General features: G+C 70.5%; 16 protein-coding genes. 8 read left to right on the top strand and 8 right to left on the bottom strand.

Going from position 1 to position 17,691, the window contains the following annotated elements; translation table 11 throughout:
- The first annotated feature begins 20 nt into the window (after positions 1-20).
- The 3 genes from AB5J56_RS34910 to AB5J56_RS34900 all read left to right on the top strand — a co-directional run bounded on the left by AB5J56_RS34910 (position 21) and on the right by AB5J56_RS34900 (position 3,017).
- Positions 21-719, top strand: a complete 699-nt coding sequence (locus tag AB5J56_RS34910; protein WP_369238721.1) for an SDR family NAD(P)-dependent oxidoreductase — start codon at positions 21-23, stop codon at positions 717-719.
- Between the two features lie 151 nt (positions 720-870).
- The gene (locus tag AB5J56_RS34905; protein WP_369238719.1) at positions 871-1,959 is read left to right on the top strand and encodes an S-adenosylmethionine:tRNA ribosyltransferase-isomerase; all 1,089 of its coding nucleotides are present in this window, start codon (positions 871-873) and stop codon (positions 1,957-1,959) included.
- A gap of 299 nt (positions 1,960-2,258) precedes the next feature.
- On the top strand, positions 2,259-3,017 hold the full coding sequence (locus AB5J56_RS34900; protein ID WP_369238717.1) for a transglycosylase SLT domain-containing protein: 759 nt from the start codon (positions 2,259-2,261) through the stop codon (positions 3,015-3,017).
- 86 nt (positions 3,018-3,103) lie between these two features.
- Here the strand turns inward: AB5J56_RS34900 and AB5J56_RS34895 are convergent, their stop codons facing one another.
- Complete coding sequence (locus tag AB5J56_RS34895) at positions 3,104-5,629, bottom strand: FHA domain-containing protein (RefSeq protein WP_369238715.1); 2,526 nt, start codon at positions 5,627-5,629, stop codon at positions 3,104-3,106.
- A gap of 239 nt (positions 5,630-5,868) precedes the next feature.
- Here AB5J56_RS34895 and AB5J56_RS34890 point away from each other — a divergent pair, with 239 nt between their 5' ends.
- Complete coding sequence (locus AB5J56_RS34890; RefSeq protein ID WP_369238713.1) at positions 5,869-7,785, top strand: streptophobe family protein; 1,917 nt, start codon at positions 5,869-5,871, stop codon at positions 7,783-7,785.
- 117 nt (positions 7,786-7,902) lie between these two features.
- A complete protein-coding gene (gene serB / locus AB5J56_RS34885) occupies positions 7,903-9,114 on the top strand; it encodes a phosphoserine phosphatase SerB (protein ID WP_369238711.1) in 1,212 nt (403 codons plus the stop codon).
- Between the two features lie 95 nt (positions 9,115-9,209).
- Here the strand turns inward: serB and AB5J56_RS34880 are convergent, their stop codons facing one another.
- The 4 genes from AB5J56_RS34880 to AB5J56_RS34865 all read right to left on the bottom strand — a co-directional run bounded on the left by AB5J56_RS34880 (position 9,210) and on the right by AB5J56_RS34865 (position 11,791).
- Positions 9,210-9,728, bottom strand: coding sequence for a histidine phosphatase family protein (locus AB5J56_RS34880; RefSeq protein WP_369238709.1), 519 nt, complete (start codon positions 9,726-9,728; stop codon positions 9,210-9,212).
- A 131-nt stretch (positions 9,729-9,859) separates the two neighbouring features.
- The gene (locus AB5J56_RS34875) at positions 9,860-10,075 is read right to left on the bottom strand and encodes a hypothetical protein (RefSeq protein ID WP_369238707.1); all 216 of its coding nucleotides are present in this window, start codon (positions 10,073-10,075) and stop codon (positions 9,860-9,862) included.
- Between the two features lie 222 nt (positions 10,076-10,297).
- Positions 10,298-10,414: an SGM_5486 family transporter-associated protein gene (locus AB5J56_RS34870; RefSeq protein ID WP_369238705.1), complete on the bottom strand. Its 117-nt coding sequence runs from the start codon at positions 10,412-10,414 to the stop codon at positions 10,298-10,300.
- A 78-nt stretch (positions 10,415-10,492) separates the two neighbouring features.
- Positions 10,493-11,791: a CynX/NimT family MFS transporter gene (locus AB5J56_RS34865; RefSeq protein WP_369238703.1), complete on the bottom strand. Its 1,299-nt coding sequence runs from the start codon at positions 11,789-11,791 to the stop codon at positions 10,493-10,495.
- 64 nt (positions 11,792-11,855) lie between these two features.
- Between AB5J56_RS34865 and AB5J56_RS34860 the strand changes: the two genes are divergently transcribed.
- Complete coding sequence (locus tag AB5J56_RS34860; RefSeq protein ID WP_369238701.1) at positions 11,856-12,551, top strand: FadR/GntR family transcriptional regulator; 696 nt, start codon at positions 11,856-11,858, stop codon at positions 12,549-12,551.
- Here the strand turns inward: AB5J56_RS34860 and AB5J56_RS34855 are convergent.
- The 3 genes from AB5J56_RS34855 to fabG all read right to left on the bottom strand — a co-directional run bounded on the left by AB5J56_RS34855 (position 12,535) and on the right by fabG (position 14,523).
- The gene (locus AB5J56_RS34855) at positions 12,535-12,879 is read right to left on the bottom strand and encodes a hypothetical protein (protein ID WP_369238699.1); all 345 of its coding nucleotides are present in this window, start codon (positions 12,877-12,879) and stop codon (positions 12,535-12,537) included. The genes AB5J56_RS34860 and AB5J56_RS34855 overlap by 17 nt on opposite strands.
- A 166-nt stretch (positions 12,880-13,045) precedes the next feature.
- Positions 13,046-13,813: an enoyl-ACP reductase FabI gene (fabI, locus tag AB5J56_RS34850; RefSeq protein ID WP_369238697.1), complete on the bottom strand. Its 768-nt coding sequence runs from the start codon at positions 13,811-13,813 to the stop codon at positions 13,046-13,048.
- Positions 13,814-13,818: 5 nt separating this feature from the next.
- Positions 13,819-14,523, bottom strand: a complete 705-nt coding sequence (gene fabG, locus AB5J56_RS34845; RefSeq protein ID WP_369238695.1) for a 3-oxoacyl-[acyl-carrier-protein] reductase — start codon at positions 14,521-14,523, stop codon at positions 13,819-13,821.
- Between the two features lie 244 nt (positions 14,524-14,767).
- Between fabG and AB5J56_RS34840 the strand changes: the two genes are divergently transcribed.
- Together AB5J56_RS34840 and AB5J56_RS34835 are read left to right on the top strand one after the other, a co-directional pair.
- The gene (locus AB5J56_RS34840) at positions 14,768-16,291 is read left to right on the top strand and encodes a TldD/PmbA family protein (protein WP_369238693.1); all 1,524 of its coding nucleotides are present in this window, start codon (positions 14,768-14,770) and stop codon (positions 16,289-16,291) included.
- Positions 16,288-17,682: a metallopeptidase TldD-related protein gene (locus AB5J56_RS34835; protein WP_369238691.1), complete on the top strand. Its 1,395-nt coding sequence runs from the start codon at positions 16,288-16,290 to the stop codon at positions 17,680-17,682. The genes AB5J56_RS34840 and AB5J56_RS34835 overlap by 4 nt, the downstream gene beginning before the upstream one ends.
- Positions 17,683-17,691: the final 9 nt, after the last annotated feature.

The raw sequence follows: 17,691 nt of genomic DNA, 5'->3' as shown, positions 1-17,691 counted from the left end.
GGGACGAGGGGACGGATGTCATGCCGGTAGCGATCATCACGGGGGCTTCGAAGGGGCTGGGGCGGGCGCTCGGCGCGGCCCTGGCGGAGCGCGGCTGGGATCTGGTGCTCGACGCCAGAACCGCGGACGTGCTGGAGCGGACGGCGGCGGCGCTGTCGGAGTACGGGACGCGGGTGGAGGCGCTGCCCGGGGACGTCACGGACGCCGGGCACCGCGTCGAGCTGGTGGCGGCGGCGCGGAAGCTCGGGGGCGTGGACCTTCTGGTGAACAACGCGAGCGCGCTGGGCGCCGAACCGCTCGTACGCCTGGAGGATCTGCCGCTGGAGGGGCTGCGGCAGGCGCTGGAGGTCAATGTGGTCGCCGCGCTGGGCCTGATCCAGGAGGCGCTGCCGCTGCTGCGGGCCTCGCGGGCGGGCACGGTCGTCGATGTCAGTTCGGACGCGGCGGCCGAGGCGTACGAGACCTGGGGCGGGTACGGGGCGTCGAAGGCGGCGCTCGACCATCTGTCGGCGGTGCTCGGCGAGGAGGAACCCGGGCTGCGGGTGTGGGCGGTGGATCCGGGGGACATGGGGACGGACCTGTACGCGGCGGCCGTACCGGACGACGGTGATCCGCGGCCGACGCCGGACAGTGTGGTTCCGGCCTTTCTGCGACTGCTGGACGAGCGTCCGGCCAGTGGCCGGTATGGGGCGCTGTCGCTGCTGGAGGTGACCCGATGACCGATACCACCACCGACGGACGGAGTCCGGCGCAGCCGTCCCGAAGCCTGGGAGGCCCCCCGGGGCCGAGCAGTGCGAGGGCGGCGTCAAAAGGATCAGCCGAGCGTCCGGCCAGTGGCCGCTATGCGGCGCCGGCCCTGCTGGAGGCGCGGTGACGACCTCCGCGGTGCAGGTTCCCAAGGAGCTGTCGGCGCGGGTGCCGGCCGAGCAGCGCGGGGCGGGGCTGGACCGGGACGCGGTGCGGATGCTCGTCTCGCGCGGCCCTGAGGTGTCGCATCACGCGTTCGCCGAGCTGCCCGGGCAGCTGAGAGCCGGGGATCTGCTCGTCGTCAATACGTCGTCCACGCTGGCCGCGGCGGTCGACGGGCGCGTCGGGCACGCGCGCGTGGTGGTGCATTTCTCCACACGGGGCGACGACGGGCGATGGGCCGTCGAGCTGCGGGATCCGGACGGACGGGGTACTACACGTGCGCGGGCGGGCGGGCCCGCGGGGACAGAGGTGCGCTTTCCCGGGGACGTACGACTCGTACTGGAGGAGACGCTGGCGGCGGGCAGCGCGCGGCTGTGGTGGGCGCGGGTGCCGGGCGGGGACGTCCTGGGGATGCTGGGGCGGCACGGGCGCCCCATTCGTTACTCCTATACAGAGAGGGATCAGCCGCTGTCCGTCTACCAGACGGTGTTCGCGCTGCCGTCCGCCGACGGTGCGGGCAGCGCGGAGATGCCGAGCGCGGCGCGGCCCTTCACCGCGCGGCTGGTGGCGGAGCTGGTGAGCCGGGGCGTGCAGTTCGCGCCGGTCACCCTGCACACGGGGGTGGCATCGGCCGAGTCGCACGAGCCGCCGTACCCGGAGCGCTTCGCCGTGCCCAGGACGTCGGCGCGGCTGATCAACGCGGCGAGGGCGGGCGGTGGGCGGATCGTCGCGGTCGGTACGACGGCTGTGCGGGCCGTGGAGTCCGCGGTCGGCGCCGACGGGGTCGTGCGGGCCGTGGAGGGCTGGACGGACCTCGTGGTGACCCCTGAGCGCGGGGTGCGGGTCATCGACGGGCTGCTGACCGGGCTGCACGAGCCGGCGGCCTCGCATCTGCTGATGCTGGAGGCCGTCGCGGGGCGGGCGGCGATCGACCGCAGCTATGAGGAGGCGCTGCGTGGGCGCTACCTGTGGCACGAGTTCGGGGACGTGCACCTCATCCTTCCGAACGAGAACCCTCACGTTGAGCATTGCGCCAGCAACTGCCGGTGACAGCGCCGCATGGCCGATGTGACGCCGCGCATAGGACGCACATCACGTACGAAGGCGCATAGGAGATAAAGGGGACCGGGGTGAGCGGGGCAGACGTGACACTCTGCCCCGATTTGCCCTTCTGCGGTCCACTATGCAGCTTCGTACGTCACACCTTTGCCACAGGATTTTGCGGCCGCTAAGAATGGCAGCCGTCGCTCAACGCCGCGGGTTTCGCCCCGCGGCGTTTGTTCCGGAAAAACTCAGTCCCCCACCGGACCGTGAGCGACCTCCGCGCTATTCGAAGAGGTCCATCAGTCATGCCCAAGCACACCAACGCTCCTGGTCATAGTCCCGCGCTGACCAAGACCCACAAGCTTTCGATGGCCGGTGTGGCCGCCCTCGGCGCCGCCGCCCTCGCCTTCACCCTGGTGCCGAGCAACGGATCGACCACGACGAGCGAGGCCGCCGCCTCCACCACCCCCGTGGTCTTCAGCCAGCAGCAGATCAAGGACACGAAGGACAGCTTCGCCAGCCAGCTGGCCAGCGCCGACCTGGCGGCCAAGTCCTTCACGGCGAAGAAGGCCGCGGACGACGCTGCCGCGAAGAAGAAGGCCGCCGCCGCGGCCGCCGCCGCCAAGAAGAAGGCCGCAGCGAAGAAGGCCGCCGAGAAGGCCGCTCAGGAGCGCAAGGCGAAGGCCGCCGCGAGCCGGTCCGCGCAGCGAGCCAAGGTCAAGGCGATCGCCGTCAAGACCTACGCCAACAACCTGGACGGCTGGATCCACCAGTCGCTGGACATCATGGCGAAGCACGGCATCCCGGGCACGTACGACGGCCTGTACCGCAACATCATGCGGGAGTCGACGGGCAACCCGAACGCCATCAACGGCTGGGACGTCAACGCCCAGAACGGTACCCCGTCGATCGGTCTGCTCCAGGTCATCCAGCCGACCTTCAACGCCTACCACGTGGCCGGCACCTCGTGGAACATCTACAACCCGGTCGCCAACATCACGGCCGCCGCCAACTACGCGGCCGACAAGTACGGCTCGATGGACAACGTCAACAGCGCGTACTGAGGTCGGCGCGGACCTCTGACACGCACGTACGCCGAAGGGCGGCACCCCGGTGGGGGTGCCGCCCTTCGGCGTACGACAACGTGTGACTACTTGCGCATGACCTCGGGCTCGTGGCGGCGCAGGAAGCGAGCCACGAAGAAGGCGCAGACCACGCCGAGGACGATCAGCGCGATCATGTCCATGCCCCAGGCGCCGACCGTGTGCTCCCACAGCGGGTCCGTGTCGCCGATCTTCTTGGGCGGGCTGATGTTGTTGAAGTCCAGCGTGGCGCCCGCACCGGCGACCGCCCAGCGCGACGGCATCAGATACGAGAACTCGTTGACGCCGACACTGCCGTGCAGGGTGAACAGGCAGCCGGTGAAGACGACCTGGATGATCGCGAACATCACCAGCAGCGGCATCGTCTTCTCGGAGGTCTTCACCAGCGAGGAGATGACCAGGCCGAACATCATCGACGTGAAGCCGAGCAGCATGATCGGGATGGAGAGTTCGAGCATGACGGCGGCCTTGCCGGTGCCGAAGATCAGACCCTTGTCGGGGATGACCCGGCTGGAGAAGCCGATCACGCCGACCATGGCCCCCTGGAGCATGGTGACCGTGCCGAGGACGATGACCTTGGACATCAGGTAGGCCGAACGGGACAGACCCGTCGCGCGCTCCCGCTCGTAGATCACCCGCTCCTTGATCAGCTCGCGGACGGAGTTGGCGGCGCCCGCGAAGCACGCGCCCACCGCGAGGATCAGCAGCACCGTGGTGGCTGTGCCGTTCGGGACGGGCTGGTGGGTCTGCGGGCTGATCCCCCGCACCAGCAGGTCCTTGTCCGCGTCGATCAGCAGGCTCACCGCACCGAGCACCGCCGGCAGGATCACCGTCAGCGCCAGGAAGCCCTTGTCGGACGCGATCACCGACACATAGCGCCGGATCAGCGTCATCAGCTGTGAGCCCCAGCCCTGCGGCTTCGGCGGCCGCATCGCCTGCGCCGGCGGCATCTGCACCGACTGCGGGGCGATGGCGTCGATGTCCGCGGCGTACATCTGGTAGTGCTGCGAGCCCTTCCAGCGGCCCGCCCAGTCGTAGTCGCGGTAGTTCTCGAAGGCGGAGAAGACGTCGGCCCAGGTGTCGTAGCCGAAGAAGTTCAGCGCCTCCTCCGGCGGGCCGAAGTAGGCCACCGAACCGCCGGGCGCCATCACGAGGAGCTTGTCGCAGATCGCCAGCTCGGCCACGGAGTGCGTGACGACGAGGACCGTACGGCCGTCGTCGGCGAGGCCGCGCAGCAGCTGCATGACGTCGCGGTCCATGCCCGGGTCGAGGCCGGAGGTCGGCTCGTCCAGGAAGATCAGCGACGGCTTGGTCAGCAGCTCCAGGGCCACCGAGACGCGCTTGCGCTGGCCACCGGAGAGGGAGGTGATCTTCTTCTCTTTGTGGATGTCCAGCTTGAGCTCGCGCAGCACCTCGTCGATGCGGGCGTCGCGCTCCTGGCCCGTGGTGTCGGCGGGGAAGCGCAGCTTGGCCGCGTACTTGAGGGCCCTCTTGACGGTCAGTTCCTTGTGCAGGATGTCGTCCTGCGGGACCAGACCGATGCGCTGGCGCAGCTCGGCGAACTGCTTGTACAGGTTTCGGTTGTCGTAGAGGACGTCACCCTGGTTGGCGGGGCGGTAGCCCGTGAGCGCCTTCAGGAGCGTCGACTTCCCGGAGCCCGAGGGGCCGATGACCGCGATGAGCGACTTCTCCGGTACGCCGAAGGAGACGTCCTTGAGGATCTGCTTGCCGCCGTCGACGGTGACCGTCAAGTGCCGTGCGGAGAAGGAGACTTCACCGGTGTCGACGAACTCTTCGAGGCGGTCGCCGACCAGCCGGAACGTCGAGTGGCCGACACCGACGATGTCGTTCGGGCCGAGCAGCGCGGAGCCGCCCTTGGCGATCGGCTGGCCGTTGACGTAGGTGCCGTTGTGCGAGCCGAGATCGCGGATCTCGTAGCGGCCGTCGGGCGTCGCGTGGAACTCGGCGTGGTGGCGGGAGACCTGGAGGTCGGAGACCACCAGCTCGTTCTCCAGCGCACGACCGATGCGCATCACGCGGCCGAGGGCCAGCTGGTGGAACGTGGTCGGGCTGCGGTCGCCGTACACCGGCGGCGCCCCCGCGCCACCACCGGGGCCGCCCTGCTGGGGCGGGATGTGTGCGGCCTGCTGCGGCGGCTGCCAGCTCTGCTCGGGCGCCTGCACCTGCGGCTGCTGAGGCTGCTGTGCCCAGCCGGGGCTCGCGCCCTGCGCCGCGAACGGCTGCTGCTGGGGCTGCGCCTGCTGCGGCGCCACGGCCGCGGCGGCACCCGAGAGGTTCAGGCGCGGGCCGTCGGTCGCGTTGCCGAGGTGCACGGCCGAGCCGGGGCCGATCTCCATCTGATGGATCCGCTGCCCCTGCACGAACGTGCCGTTGGTGCTGCCGTGGTCCTCGATGACCCAACTGCGGCCGCCCCAGCTGATCGTGGCGTGACGCCAGGACACCCTGGCGTCGTCGACCGCGATGTCTCCCTGCGGATCACGTCCGAGGGTGTATGGCCTGGACGCGTCCAGCGTCCAGGTCCGTCCATTCAATTCCAGTACGAGTTCCGGCACTCCAGCCCCACTGAGTTGTCCCCCGAGTTACCCCCATCACAGGGAGTCTAGGGATGTCGAACATCGTGGGGAACTATTTCAGTAGGAGCCCCCTGACCGAAAGTCGGGCCTTGTGAAGGATGCGTACGGGCGGGTTGTCCGTTCCCGTTGACGGGGTTGAAACCGGCCCGGAGAGTGGTAATCCCACGCGAGGGGGACACCGCGGTCCGAAACCGCGGCGCGGATCGGGGGGTCTGACGATGAGCATCGACAGGGCTGACCACGGCCGGAGGGTTCCATGGGGTGACGTGCTGGTGTCCGCGATCGCCTCTGTGAGCTGGGCGTTGATCGGAATGGCGGGCGTCGCGGCGCTCGGACTGCATCTGCTGGAGGCGGACACGGCGGGCTCGCTCGGGCCGATGACCGCGGCGGTTGTGGCGCTAGGTGCGGGTGGTTCGGTCACCCCGGCCGGCGATGTCTCGGCGTTCGGCCTGAAAGGAGCGGAGGCGCACACCGCCATTCAGATCACGCCACTCGGCGTGGGGCTGGTGGGCGCGCTCCTGCTGTCCTGGTTCTTCCTACGGTCCTTACGCGGCGCGGGAGTTGTGATCGCTCTGCCCGAACTCGTGACGCGCGCGGTCGCGGTGGTCGTCCTCTTCGTGGCGACCCTGGGCGGGCTCGCCTGGGCCGGTCACGACATCATCACGATCGACGGCGGCAAGCTCGGACTCGACAAGGCGGGCGGCGGACTCGGCGACATCACGGACAAACTCCCCGGCGGGCTGGGGAACATCGGGGGGCTGCTGCCGGACAAGATCGGCGATCTCGTGAACGCCAAGGCCGCGGTCGGCTTCACCGTCGACACCGTGCCGACGCTGCTGGGAGGCGCGGCCTGGGCGGCCGGGGTCCTCGTGATCGCTCTGCTGGCCTCGCGCCGCACTCCGCTGCCGCGCGGCTGGGAGGCCGTGCACCGCGTCGTCAGGCCGGCCGCTTCCGCGCTGGTCGCGGTGTTGCTGGTGGCGGTCGCGGCGGGGTTCGCGGCGGCGGCGTACGCGGCGATCGGCGACGCCCACCCCAAGCGGATCGCGGGCGCGGCACTGCTCGGGGCACCCAACGGCGTGTGGCTGGGCATCCCGATCGGCCTCTTCGTGCCCTGGGACGGCAAGGCCACCGGCGAACTCGCCAAACTGCTTCCGGACCCCCTGGACAAGCTGCTGAGCATCGACTCCGACCGGCCCGTCACGGTGGGCCGCCTCGCCGAACTGGACAACCGTGTCTGGCTGTTGGCGGTCGCGACGGCGGTCATGATGCTGTTCGCGGGCGTCCTGACGGCCGCGCGTACTCCGTTCGTACGGTCCGAAGGGGGCGCCGCCCTCGCGGGAGACCCGGGCGCCGCGAACGTACGGCGCGGTGGCGTCCTCGGTTTCGCCGGGCGCTGCGCGCTTCCGCTCGGGATCGTGACGGCCCTGGCGCTGCCCCTGCTGGCGTGGCTGACGGACGTCTCCGCGAACGCCTCCCTGTCGGTGCTCGGCTTCGACGCGTTCGGTGCCGGGATCGAGTTGCACGGCCATCCGGGCATGGCCCTGGTGCTCGGCGCGGCCTGGGGCGCGGGTGCGGGGGCGGCCGGGGCGCTGCTGGCCTGCGCGAGCGGGGCCGCGGGGCGGCGGGCGGCACCCCTGGCACGGGGTGACGCGGCGGCGGCCGGGCCGGTGGCGGCCGAGCTGGACCTCGTGCACCCGTCGGGCCCCTACAACCCCGCCACACCGTTCCGTCCGGCGAACCCCGACACCAACCCGTATCTGCGCCTGCCCGACGAACTCCGGGAACCGGACAACCGCCGGCCGCCGGGAACGCGTGGGCCTCGGGGTGCGCGGCAGTCCGGGGCGCCCGGGGGCACATGGCCGTCCGGGAGCGGGCGGCCACCGGGGAACGTACGGCCGCCCGATCCCACCCGGTCGCCTGAGGGACCGCGCCCACCCGACAACGTGTACGGCGCGCCCACGGTCGTAGGGCCGATCGCGCCGCCACCGCGGCCGCCGAAGCAGCGGGGGTCCCGGTCCGGGAGCGTGCCGCCGCCACCTCCGCCGCCTCCGTCCTCTTCTCCGCCCTCGTCCTCGTCCTCGTCCGAGGAAGGCCCGCCGCCTCCGCCGCCGGGGAGGCCTCGGCGGAGGGACTGACCCAGCCCGACACTCCCGGGCAAAGTGCGCGCCACCGTGGTGACACCAAGTGTTCCCTGTCCGTCAGGCGGACCGCAGGGGCGGAAGGCACTGGGTGCCGGATACGGTGGGAACACCATGAGCGCTTCGCAGACCTCTGATTTCCCTACCGTCCTCGTCAAGATCTTCGGCAAGGACAGGCCGGGCATCACAGCCGGTCTCTTCGACACCCTCGCCGCCTACTCGGTCGACGTGGTCGACATCGAGCAGGTCGTCACCCGTGGCCGGATGGTGCTGTGCGCGCTCGTGACCGAGCCGCCCGCCGGGCTGGAGGGTGATCTGCGGGCCACCGTCCACAGCTGGGCGGAGTCGATGAAGATGCAGGCGGAGATCATCTCCGGCCTCGGTGACAACCGGCCGCGCGGCCTCGGGCGCTCGCTCGTCACCGTGCTCGGGCACCCGCTCACCGCCGAGTCGACGGCCGCGATCGCGGCGCGGATCACGCGGACCGGCGGCAACATCGACCGTATCTTCCGGCTCGCCAAGTACCCGGTGACGGCGGTCGAGTTCGCCGTGTCCGGCACGGAGACCGAGACGCTGCGCACGGCCCTGGTGACCGAGGCCTCGGCACTCGGTGTCGATGTCGCGGTGGTGGCGGCGGGGCTGCACCGGCGGGCCCAGCGCCTGGTCGTCATGGACGTGGACTCCACGCTCATCCAGGACGAGGTGATCGAGCTCTTCGCCGCGCACGCCGGCTGCGAGAAGGAGGTCGCCGAGGTGACGGCCGCCGCGATGCGCGGCGAGCTGGACTTCGAGCAGTCGCTGCACGCGCGCGTGGAGCTGCTCGCGGGTCTCGACGCCTCGGTCGTGGACAAGGTGCGCAGCGAGGTCCGGCTGACGCCGGGGGCGCGCACGCTGATCCGTACGCTGAAGCGGCTCGGCTTCCAAGTCGGTGTCGTCTCGGGCGGTTTCACTCAGGTCACCGATGATCTGAAGGAGCGGCTCGGGCTCGACTTCGCGCAGGCCAACACGCTGGAGATCGTCGACGGGAAGCTGACGGGCCGGGTCACCGGGGAGATCGTGGACCGGGCGGGCAAGGCGCGGCTGCTGCGCCGGTTCGCCGCGGAGGCTGGTGTGCCGCTGGCCCAGACCGTGGCCATCGGCGACGGCGCGAACGACCTCGACATGCTGAACGCGGCCGGTCTCGGCGTCGCGTTCAACGCCAAGCCCGTCGTCCGCGAGGCCGCGCACACCGCCGTGAACGTGCCCTTCCTGGACACGGTCCTGTATCTGCTGGGCGTCACCCGCGAAGAGGTCGAGGCCGCGGACATGCACCTGGGCGACCACTGAAGGTCACGTGATCAGGCGCTCATGACGACGCCCGACGGGGCCCGGCACCGCGATGGTGCCGGGCCCCGTCCACGTAGGGATACGCGGGGGTGCGGTTACTCGGTCGGCGCCCAGTAGTCGAGGAGCGTGCCCACTCCGGGCTCCAGGGATTTCCAGGAGCCGTCGAAGGAGAGCACCGCGAAGGCACCGGCGTGGAAGCCGTGCGCGTTCATCCGGGTGCGGGCGTCACTCTCGGCCTGACCGGCCAGGATCTCGGCGAGGCCCTGCACGCCCGGATTGTGTCCGATCAGGACCACGTTCTGCGCGTCGTCGGGCGTTTCGTTGAGTACGGCGATCAGCTCGCCGGGCGAGGCCTCGTAGAGCCGCTCCTCGTAGACCGTTTTCGGCCGGTGCGGGAACTCCTGGACGGCGAGCTTCCAGGTCTCGCGGGTCCGGACCGCGGTGGAGCAGAGGGCCAGATCGAAGGGGATTCCGGTGTCGGCCAGCTTGAGTCCGGCGACGGCCGCGTCCTTGCGGCCCCGGTCGGCGAGCGGCCGCTCATGGTCGGACACCTGTGGCCAGTCGGCTTTCGCATGCCGGAAGAGGACAATCCTGCGGGGTTCTGCGACGCTCATGCGTCCCAGCTTCGCATGAAACACGCCATGGGGCGCAGGGAGTTGGCGGGGTCCCCCACCATGGGTGACAGGGCCCCGTGGCAGGCCCGGTCAGGGCTGCTCAGGAGGCCGGGGACGCAGCGGCCGGGGGCTCAGGACGCCTGGTGCAGGACCGCCTGCTGGATGCGCTCGAAGACGTGGGTGATCGCCGGGTCGCCACCCGCGGCCTGCGCGTCCGACGGGTTGAGTATCAGAAGAAGCAGAGCGACGAAGGCGAGGGCCGGCAGGGCGAGGGCCCACCAGGGCAGCCGGCTTTCGATGCCGCCCGTGGTCGCCGGGTGGGGCCGGGTGTACGTACGGGCCGACATGCCGCCTCCGTGGGTCTTCGGGTGGTGCGTGCTCCACGTCCTCGCGGGCACAACTCGAAGCTACGGAATCCGGAGCCCTCAACCCATCCGGAGATCCACCCACTTGACCCTGACACTCACCCCCTAGGGGATGGGGGGTTAGCCCCACCTCCGGCGATGGAGGAGCACGTTCCACGGCGAAGCGACGGTCACGGCGAGGCGATGATCATGGCGAGGCGATGATCATGGCGAGGCGATGGTCGCGATGATGCCGATGATCACGGTGATGGCCAGCATCGCGCCGAGCACGAGCAGCATCTTCTTCTGGCCGTTCTGGGGGTTCGGGTCGAGCAAAGGCATACGGCAAGTCTCGCACCCTTCGTCCGCCTTGCTGCTGCCGGGGGCAGGTTCAGCGGGCGGCGTCCCCCTGGCCCGGTTTCAGCGGGCCGCCTCGTCCTCCACCGTGCGGTTGCGCCCCGCCAGGACGCCCACCACGATCTGCGGGACCATCAGCGCGGCCATGAGCGCGATGGGCAGGCCCCAGCCGCCGCTGTGCTGGTAGAGCACGCCAACCAGGAGTGGGCCGGGGATCGAGATCAGGTAACCGGTGCTCTGTGCGAAGGCCGACAGCTGGGCGACGCCCGCGCCGCTCCTGGCCCGCATGCCGACCATGGTGAGGGCCAGCGGGAAGGAGCAGTTGGCGACGCCGAGCAGCACGGCCCAGGCCCAGGCCCCGCCCGCCGGGGCGAGGTAGAGGCCCGCGTATCCGGCGAGGCCCGAGACGCCCAGCGCGACGACGATGGGCCCCTGGTGGGGCAGCCGGGCGGCGAGGCGCGGGATGACGAAGGCGAGCGGCACGCCCATCACCATCGTGACGGCGAGGAGCAGACCGGCGGTGGAGGCCGGGACGCCCGCGTCGCGGAAGATCTGTGCCATCCAGCCCATCGTGATGTACGCGGCGGTGGCCTGGAGTCCGAAGAAGACGGCCAGAGCCCAGGCCGTACGGCTCCGGGTGATCCGCAGTGCCGGGGGCTCCTCCCGGGCGGGGGCACCCTCGGCGGCGGCCGGACCCCGTTCGCGGACGAGGAAGATCCACGGCACCACGGCGACCGCCGCGAGCCCCGCCCAGACGGCGAGTCCCGACTGCCAACTCCCGCCGAGGGCACCGGTCATGGGCACGGTCACCGCGGCGGCGGCCGAGGTGCCCAGAGCGAGCGCCATCGAGTAGAGCCCGGTCATGGAGCCGACGCGGTCCGGGAACCAGCGCTTGACGATCACCGGCATCAGGACGTTGCTGACGGCGATGCCCATGAGTGCGAGTGCGCTGGCGGCGAGGAAGCCGGCAGTGCTCCCGACGTAGGGCCGGATCGCCAGGCCTGCCGTGATGGCGACCATTCCCGCGCAGACGACCGCGCCGGGCCCGAAGCGGCGGGCGAGCCGCGGCGCCATGACACCGAAGAGGGCGAAGCAGAACGGTGGCACGGAGGTGAGCAGTCCGGCGACGCTGCCGCTCATGCCGAGCCCGTCGCGCACCTCTTCGAGGAGGGCGCCGAGGCTGGTGATCGCCGGGCGCAGGTTGAGAGCGCTGAGGACGATGCCGGCGATCACCAGTCGCGTCGCCCACGCGCGCGTGGCGGCCGTTTCGGTCTCCGGGTCCGTGCCCGCGGAGCTGCGTATCGGTGGGGACTTCGTCGTCCCGGTCGTCCGGGTTTCCTCACTGGCCATGCCGCCCATCATAGAATCATGGGATGATTGGTTGTCCACTCCTGCACGGCTGTCCACTCGCGTACGAAGGAATGCCATGGCGTTGAACCACCCCCGCCGTTCGGCGCTGTCCGAGCAGGTCATCGCAGAGCTGCGGACTCAGATCACCTCGGGCGAGTGGCCGGTCGGCTCACGCATCCCCACCGAGCCGGAGCTGGTGGAGCAGCTGGGCGTCGCCCGCAACACGGTGCGTGAGGCCGTCCGCGCGCTCGCGCACAACGGCCTGCTGGACATCCGGCAGGGCTCGGGCACCTACGTCGTGGCGACCAGCGAGCTGGCCGGCGTGATGCACCGCCGCTTCGCCGACGCGGACCCGCGGCACATCGCCGAGCTGCGCTCCACGCTGGAGTCGAGCGCGGCGAAGCTGGCCGCCGAGCGGCGCACCGAACGCGATCTGAAGCAGCTGGACGCCCTCCTCGTACGCCGCGACGAGGCCTGGGAGTCGGGCGACGCGGAGGCCTTCGTGACCGCCGACGCGAGCTTCCACATGGCGGTGGTGGCCGCCTCCCACAACGACGTCATGACGGCGATGTACGCGGACCTGGGCGAGGTGCTGCGCGACTGGCTGCGCGAGGACGTCGGCGAGGAGCTGACGCCGGAGACCTACATGGACCACACCCGGCTCGTCGACGCGATCCGCACGGGCGACGCGACCGCGGCCGCCGCGGAGGCCGCGGGCTACCCGTTCCTGTGCCGCCCGGGAAGACTGGACTCTGCTAGCGCTGGTGGCTGACCCACACGGAACGGATCTCCTTCCAGCACCGTCCGGTCAGCCGCACGGTGGCCGCGGGTCCCGCCGCCACCGGGGAGCTGTCGCTGTCGATGTCCCACCAGCGGTCGCACTCGATGTGCAGGCGCACGCGATCGGTGTCCACATAGGGGTTGTGGCAGTACGCGACCGCGTGCGAGCCGATGACGGAGGTACGGCACTCGGCGCCGAACGGCTGTGGCTCGACGGGCTTTTCGGCGTGCACGCGCACGTGGGAGGTGGCGTCGTACGGCAGGGTCATCAGGAGGGCGACAGCGGCGAAGACCGGGGCCAAGCTGCGGGACAGGCGCACAAGGGGACCTCCTCGGCCGTACGGCTGCGGGGCGGTGCGTTCTCCCAGCGTGCGCGGTGCGCCGTCCCGGCCGCCCGGTCAGCTGCGCCGAACGGGCGACGCCCCGCTCCCCGCACACTGCGGGAAACGGGGCGTCGACGCCGTACGCAAGCGATTGCGCAAACGCTTACGCGCCGATCGCGTGCAGACCGCCGTCGACGTGGATGATCTCGCCGGTGGTCTTCGGGAACCAGTCGCTCAGCAGGGCGACGATGCCCTTGCCGGCCGGCTCCGGGTCCTTGAGGTCCCACTCCAGCGGGGAACGCTCGTCCCAGACGGCGGCCAGGTCGCTGAAGCCCGGGATGGACTTGGCGGCCATGGAACCGATCGGGCCCGCGGAGACGAGGTTGCAGCGGATGTTCTGCTTGCCCAGGTCACGCGCCATGTAGCGGCTGGTGGCCTCCAGGGCGGCCTTGGCCGGGCCCATCCAGTCGTACTGCGGCCACGCGTACTGGGCGTCGAAGGTCAGACCGACGACGGAGCCGCCGTTCTGCATCAGCGGCAGACAGGCCATGGTCAGCGACTTCAGGGAGTACGCCGAGACGTGCATGGCCGTGGCCACGGACTCGAACGGCGTGTTGAGGAAGTTCCCGCCGAGCGCGTCCTGCGGCGCGAAGCCGATGGAGTGCACGACGCCGTCGAGACCGCCGAGCTCCTCACCGACGAGGTCGGCCAGGCGCCCGAGGTGCTCCTCGTTGGTGACGTCGAGCTCGATGACCTTGGTGGGCTTGGGGAGCTTCCGAGCGATGCGCTCGGTCAGCGTCGGCCGCGGGAACGCAGTCAGGATGATCTCGGCGCCCTGCTCCTGGGCCAGCTTCGCGGCGTGGAAGGCGATGGAGGACTCCATCAGCACACCGGTGATCAGGACGCGCTTGCCCTCGAGAATTCCGCTCATGGTGATCAGTGACCCATTCCCAGTCCGCCGTCAACGGGAATGACGGCTCCAGTGATGTACGAAGCGTCGTCGGAGGCGAGGAACCGCACCGTTGCGGCGATCTCCTCGGGCTGCGCGTAGCGACCGAGCGGCACCTGCTTCACGATGCCCTCGCGCTGCTCGTCGGTGAGCGCCTTGGTCATGTCGGTGTCGACGAACCCGGGGGCGACGACGTTGAAGGTGATGTTGCGCGACCCGAGCTCACGGGCGAGCGAGCGCGCGAAGCCGACCAGACCGGCCTTGGACGCCGCGTAGTTGGCCTGGCCGGGGCCGCCGTACAGACCGACGACCGACGAGATGAGCACGACGCGGCCCTTCCTGGCGCGCAGCATGCCACGGTTGGCGCGCTTGACGACCCGGAAGGCGCCGGTGAGGTTGGTGTCGAGGACGGACGTGAAGTCCTCCTCGGACATGCGCATCAGGAGCTGGTCCTTGGTGACGCCGGCGTTGGCGATCAGAACCTCGACCGGACCGTGCTCGGCCTCGATCTCCTTGTAGGCCTGCTCCACCTGCTCGGTGTCGGTGATGTCGCACTTGACGGCCAGGAAGCCCGACGGGGGCTCACCCGAACGGTACGTGATCGCGACCTTGTCGCCGGCATCGGCGAACGCGCGGGCGATGGCGAGGCCGATGCCCCGGTTGCCTCCGGTGACGAGAACCGAGCGGCTCAACGGATCACCCTTTCGATATCGGTCTGATTCCCCTGCGGGGACAAGTGCCTTCCTCGAAAATCTATCGGTCCCGTCCCCCGGGCGGGGAATCGGGCACCGACAGTGGCTCAGGGGCCTCACTGTGGGATCCCTACAGTCAGGTCGCCCGAATCAGTCCGTCATCAATCCCCACGCGCTGTGCATACCTGCCGTGTTTGACTTCGGACTGGCGTTTTCGACGGCCTGAACGAAGGGAAACCCACCCGTGCCCCACGAAGTCGATCAGTCATTCCTGGCACTGCCACTACGCGCCCTGGCGGACGCCGCGCTGGCCCGCGCCCGCGCGCTGGGCGCCGCGCACGCGGACTTCCGGTTCGAGCGGGTGCGCAGTGCCGCCTGGCGGCTGCGGGACGCGAAGCCCGCGGGGTCGTCGGACACCACGGACCTGGGGTACGCGGTGCGGGTGGTGCACGGCGGGACCTGGGGTTTCGCGTCGGGGGTGGACCTGACGATGGACGCCGCCGCGAAGGTGGCGGGTCAGGCCGTGGCCATGGCGAAGCTGTCCGCACAGGTGATCAAGGCCGCGGGTTCGGACGAGCGGGTCGAGCTCGCGGACGAGCCGGTGCACGCCGAGAAGACATGGATCTCGTCGTACGACATCGACCCCTTCTCCGTACCGGACGAGGAGAAGTCCGGGCTGCTCGCGGACTGGAGCTCGCGGCTGCTGGCGGCGGACGGCGTGAACCACGTCGACGCCTCGCTGCTGACCGTGCACGAGAACAAGTTCTATGCCGATACGGCCGGGACCGTGACCACGCAGCAGCGTGTGCGGTTGCATCCGCAGCTCACCGCCGTCGCGGTCGACGAGTCGAGCGGTGAGTTCGACTCGATGCGGACCATCGCTCCGCCGGTCGGGCGCGGCTGGGAGTACCTGATGGGCACCGGCTGGGACTGGGAGTCCGAGCTGGGCAGGATTCCCGAACTGCTCGCCGAGAAGATGCGCGCGCCGAGTGTGGAGGCGGGGGTGTACGACCTGGTCGTCGACCCCTCCAACCTGTGGCTGACCATCCACGAGTCCATCGGCCACGCCACCGAACTGGACCGCGCGCTGGGCTACGAGGCCGCGTACGCCGGGACCTCCTTCGCCACCTTCGACCAGCTGGGCAAGCTCCGCTACGGCTCCGAGCTGATGAACGTCACCGGTGACCGCACCGCCGAACACGGGCTCGCGACCATCGGGTACGACGACGAGGGGGTGGCGGGGCAGTCCTGGGACCTCGTCAAGGACGGCACACTCGTCGGCTACCAGCTGGACCGGCGCATCGCGAAGCTGACCGGCTTCGAGCGGTCCAACGGGTGCGCGTACGCCGACTCCCCCGGGCATGTGCCCGTGCAGCGCATGGCCAATGTGTCGCTCCAGCCCGATCCCGCCGGGATGTCGACCGAGGATCTCATCGGCAGCGTGGACCGCGGGATCTATGTGGTCGGCGACCGGTCATGGTCCATCGACATGCAGCGCTACAACTTCCAGTTCACCGGACAGCGGTTCTTCAGGATCGAGAACGGCCGGATCACGGGCCAGCTGCGGGATGTCGCGTACCAGGCGACGACCACCGACTTCTGGGGTTCCATGGCCGCGGTGGGCGGGCCGGGGACGTACGTGCTGGGCGGCGCCTTCAACTGTGGCAAGGCTCAGCCGGGACAGGTCGCGGCGGTCTCGCACGGCTGCCCGTCGGCTCTCTTCAAGGGCGTCAACATTCTCAACACCACGCAGGAGGCCGGTCGATGAGCGCGCGTACGAACAAGCCGCACGAGGTCGTCGAGCGCGCCCTCGAACTGTCCCGGGCCGACGGCTGCGTGGTGATCGCCGACGAGCAGTCGACCGCCAACCTGCGCTGGGCGGGCAACGCGCTGACCACGAACGGGGTCACGCGCGGGCGTACGCTCACCGTCATCGCGACCGTCGACGGCCGTGCGGGCACGGCGTCCGGCGTCGTCTCCCGCGCGGCCGTGACCGCGGACGAGCTGGAGCCGCTGGTGCGGGCCGCCGAGGCCGCCGCGCGCGGAGCGGGCCCCGCCGAGGACGCCCAGCCGCTGGTCACGGGCGTGGCCGAGTCCCCCGACTTCACGGACGCGCCCGCCGAGACGTCGTCCGCCGTCTTCGCGGACTTCGCGCCGGCGCTCGGGGAATCGTTCGCACGCGCGCGTGCCGGTGGCCGCGAGCTGTACGGCTTCGCCAACCACGAGCTCGTCTCCAGCTATCTGGGTACGTCGACCGGGCTGCGCCTGCGGCACGACCAGCCCAACGGGACGCTGGAGCTCAACGCCAAGTCGCCGGACCGTAAGCGTTCGGCGTGGGCGGGGCGCTCCACGCGGGACTTCAAGGACGTCGATCCGGCGTCGCTGGACGCGGAGCTGGCGGTCCGGCTCGGCTGGGCCGAGCGGCGCGTGGAGCTGCCCGCGGGGCGCTACGAGACCCTGCTGCCGCCGACCGCCGTCGCGGACCTGCTGATCTACCAGATGTGGTCGGCGGCGGCCCGGGACGCGGCCGAGGGGCGGACGGTCTTCAGCAAGCCCGGCGGCGGCACCCGCCTCGGCGAGAAGCTCACCGAGCTGCCGCTGACGCTGCGCAGCGACCCGAACGAGCCGGGCCTCGAGTCCGCGCCCTTCGTGCTGACCCACTCCTCCGGGGACACCGCGTCGGTCTTCGACAACGGGCTGCCCCTCGCAGCCACCGACTGGGTCCGCGAGGGCGAACTCGCGCATCTGTCGACGACCCGGCACAGCGCGGGCCTCACCGGGCTGCCCGTCGCTCCGACGATCGACAACCTCATCCTCGACGGCGGCGCGGACCGCTCGCTGGAGGAGATGGTCGCGAGCACCGAGCGCGGTCTGCTGCTGACCTGCCTCTGGTACATCCGCGAGGTCGACCCGGCGACCCTGCTGCTGACCGGCCTGACCAGGGACGGCGTGTACCTGGTGGAGAACGGCCAGGTCACCGGCGAGGTGAACAACTTCCGGTTCAACGAGTCGCCCGTGGACCTGCTGGGGCGGGCCGTCGAGGCCGGGCGCACGGAAAAGACGCTGCCGCGCGAGTGGAGCGACTGGTTCACTAGGGCTGCGATGCCCGCCCTGCGCATCCCGGACTTCAATATGAGCTCTGTCAGTCAGGGCGTATAACCTCGTACG

The sequence above is a fragment of the Streptomyces sp. R21 genome (assembly GCF_041051975.1).
In the GTDB taxonomy this organism is placed as follows: Bacteria; Actinomycetota; Actinomycetes; order Streptomycetales; family Streptomycetaceae; genus Streptomyces.
This window is presented reverse-complemented; position numbering and strand designations above follow the sequence as displayed.

Excerpts from the sequence above, each read along its gene's own strand:
- AB5J56_RS34910 (WP_369238721.1), top strand. The coding sequence starts at position 21 with ATGCCGGTAGCGATCATCACGGGGGCTTCGAAGGGGCTGGGGCGGGCG.
- AB5J56_RS34900 (WP_369238717.1), top strand. The coding sequence starts at position 2,259 with ATGCCCAAGCACACCAACGCTCCTGGTCATAGTCCCGCGCTGACCAAG.
- AB5J56_RS34890 (WP_369238713.1), top strand. The coding sequence starts at position 5,869 with ATGAGCATCGACAGGGCTGACCACGGCCGGAGGGTTCCATGGGGTGAC.
- serB (WP_369238711.1), top strand. The coding sequence starts at position 7,903 with ATGAGCGCTTCGCAGACCTCTGATTTCCCTACCGTCCTCGTCAAGATC.
- AB5J56_RS34880 (WP_369238709.1), bottom strand. The coding sequence starts at position 9,728 with ATGAGCGTCGCAGAACCCCGCAGGATTGTCCTCTTCCGGCATGCGAAA.
- AB5J56_RS34875 (WP_369238707.1), bottom strand. The coding sequence starts at position 10,075 with ATGTCGGCCCGTACGTACACCCGGCCCCACCCGGCGACCACGGGCGGC.
- AB5J56_RS34870 (WP_369238705.1), bottom strand. The coding sequence starts at position 10,414 with ATGCCTTTGCTCGACCCGAACCCCCAGAACGGCCAGAAGAAGATGCTG.
- AB5J56_RS34865 (WP_369238703.1), bottom strand. The coding sequence starts at position 11,791 with ATGATGGGCGGCATGGCCAGTGAGGAAACCCGGACGACCGGGACGACG.
- AB5J56_RS34860 (WP_369238701.1), top strand. The coding sequence starts at position 11,856 with ATGGCGTTGAACCACCCCCGCCGTTCGGCGCTGTCCGAGCAGGTCATC.
- fabI (WP_369238697.1), bottom strand. The coding sequence starts at position 13,813 with ATGAGCGGAATTCTCGAGGGCAAGCGCGTCCTGATCACCGGTGTGCTG.
- AB5J56_RS34835 (WP_369238691.1), top strand. The coding sequence starts at position 16,288 with ATGAGCGCGCGTACGAACAAGCCGCACGAGGTCGTCGAGCGCGCCCTC.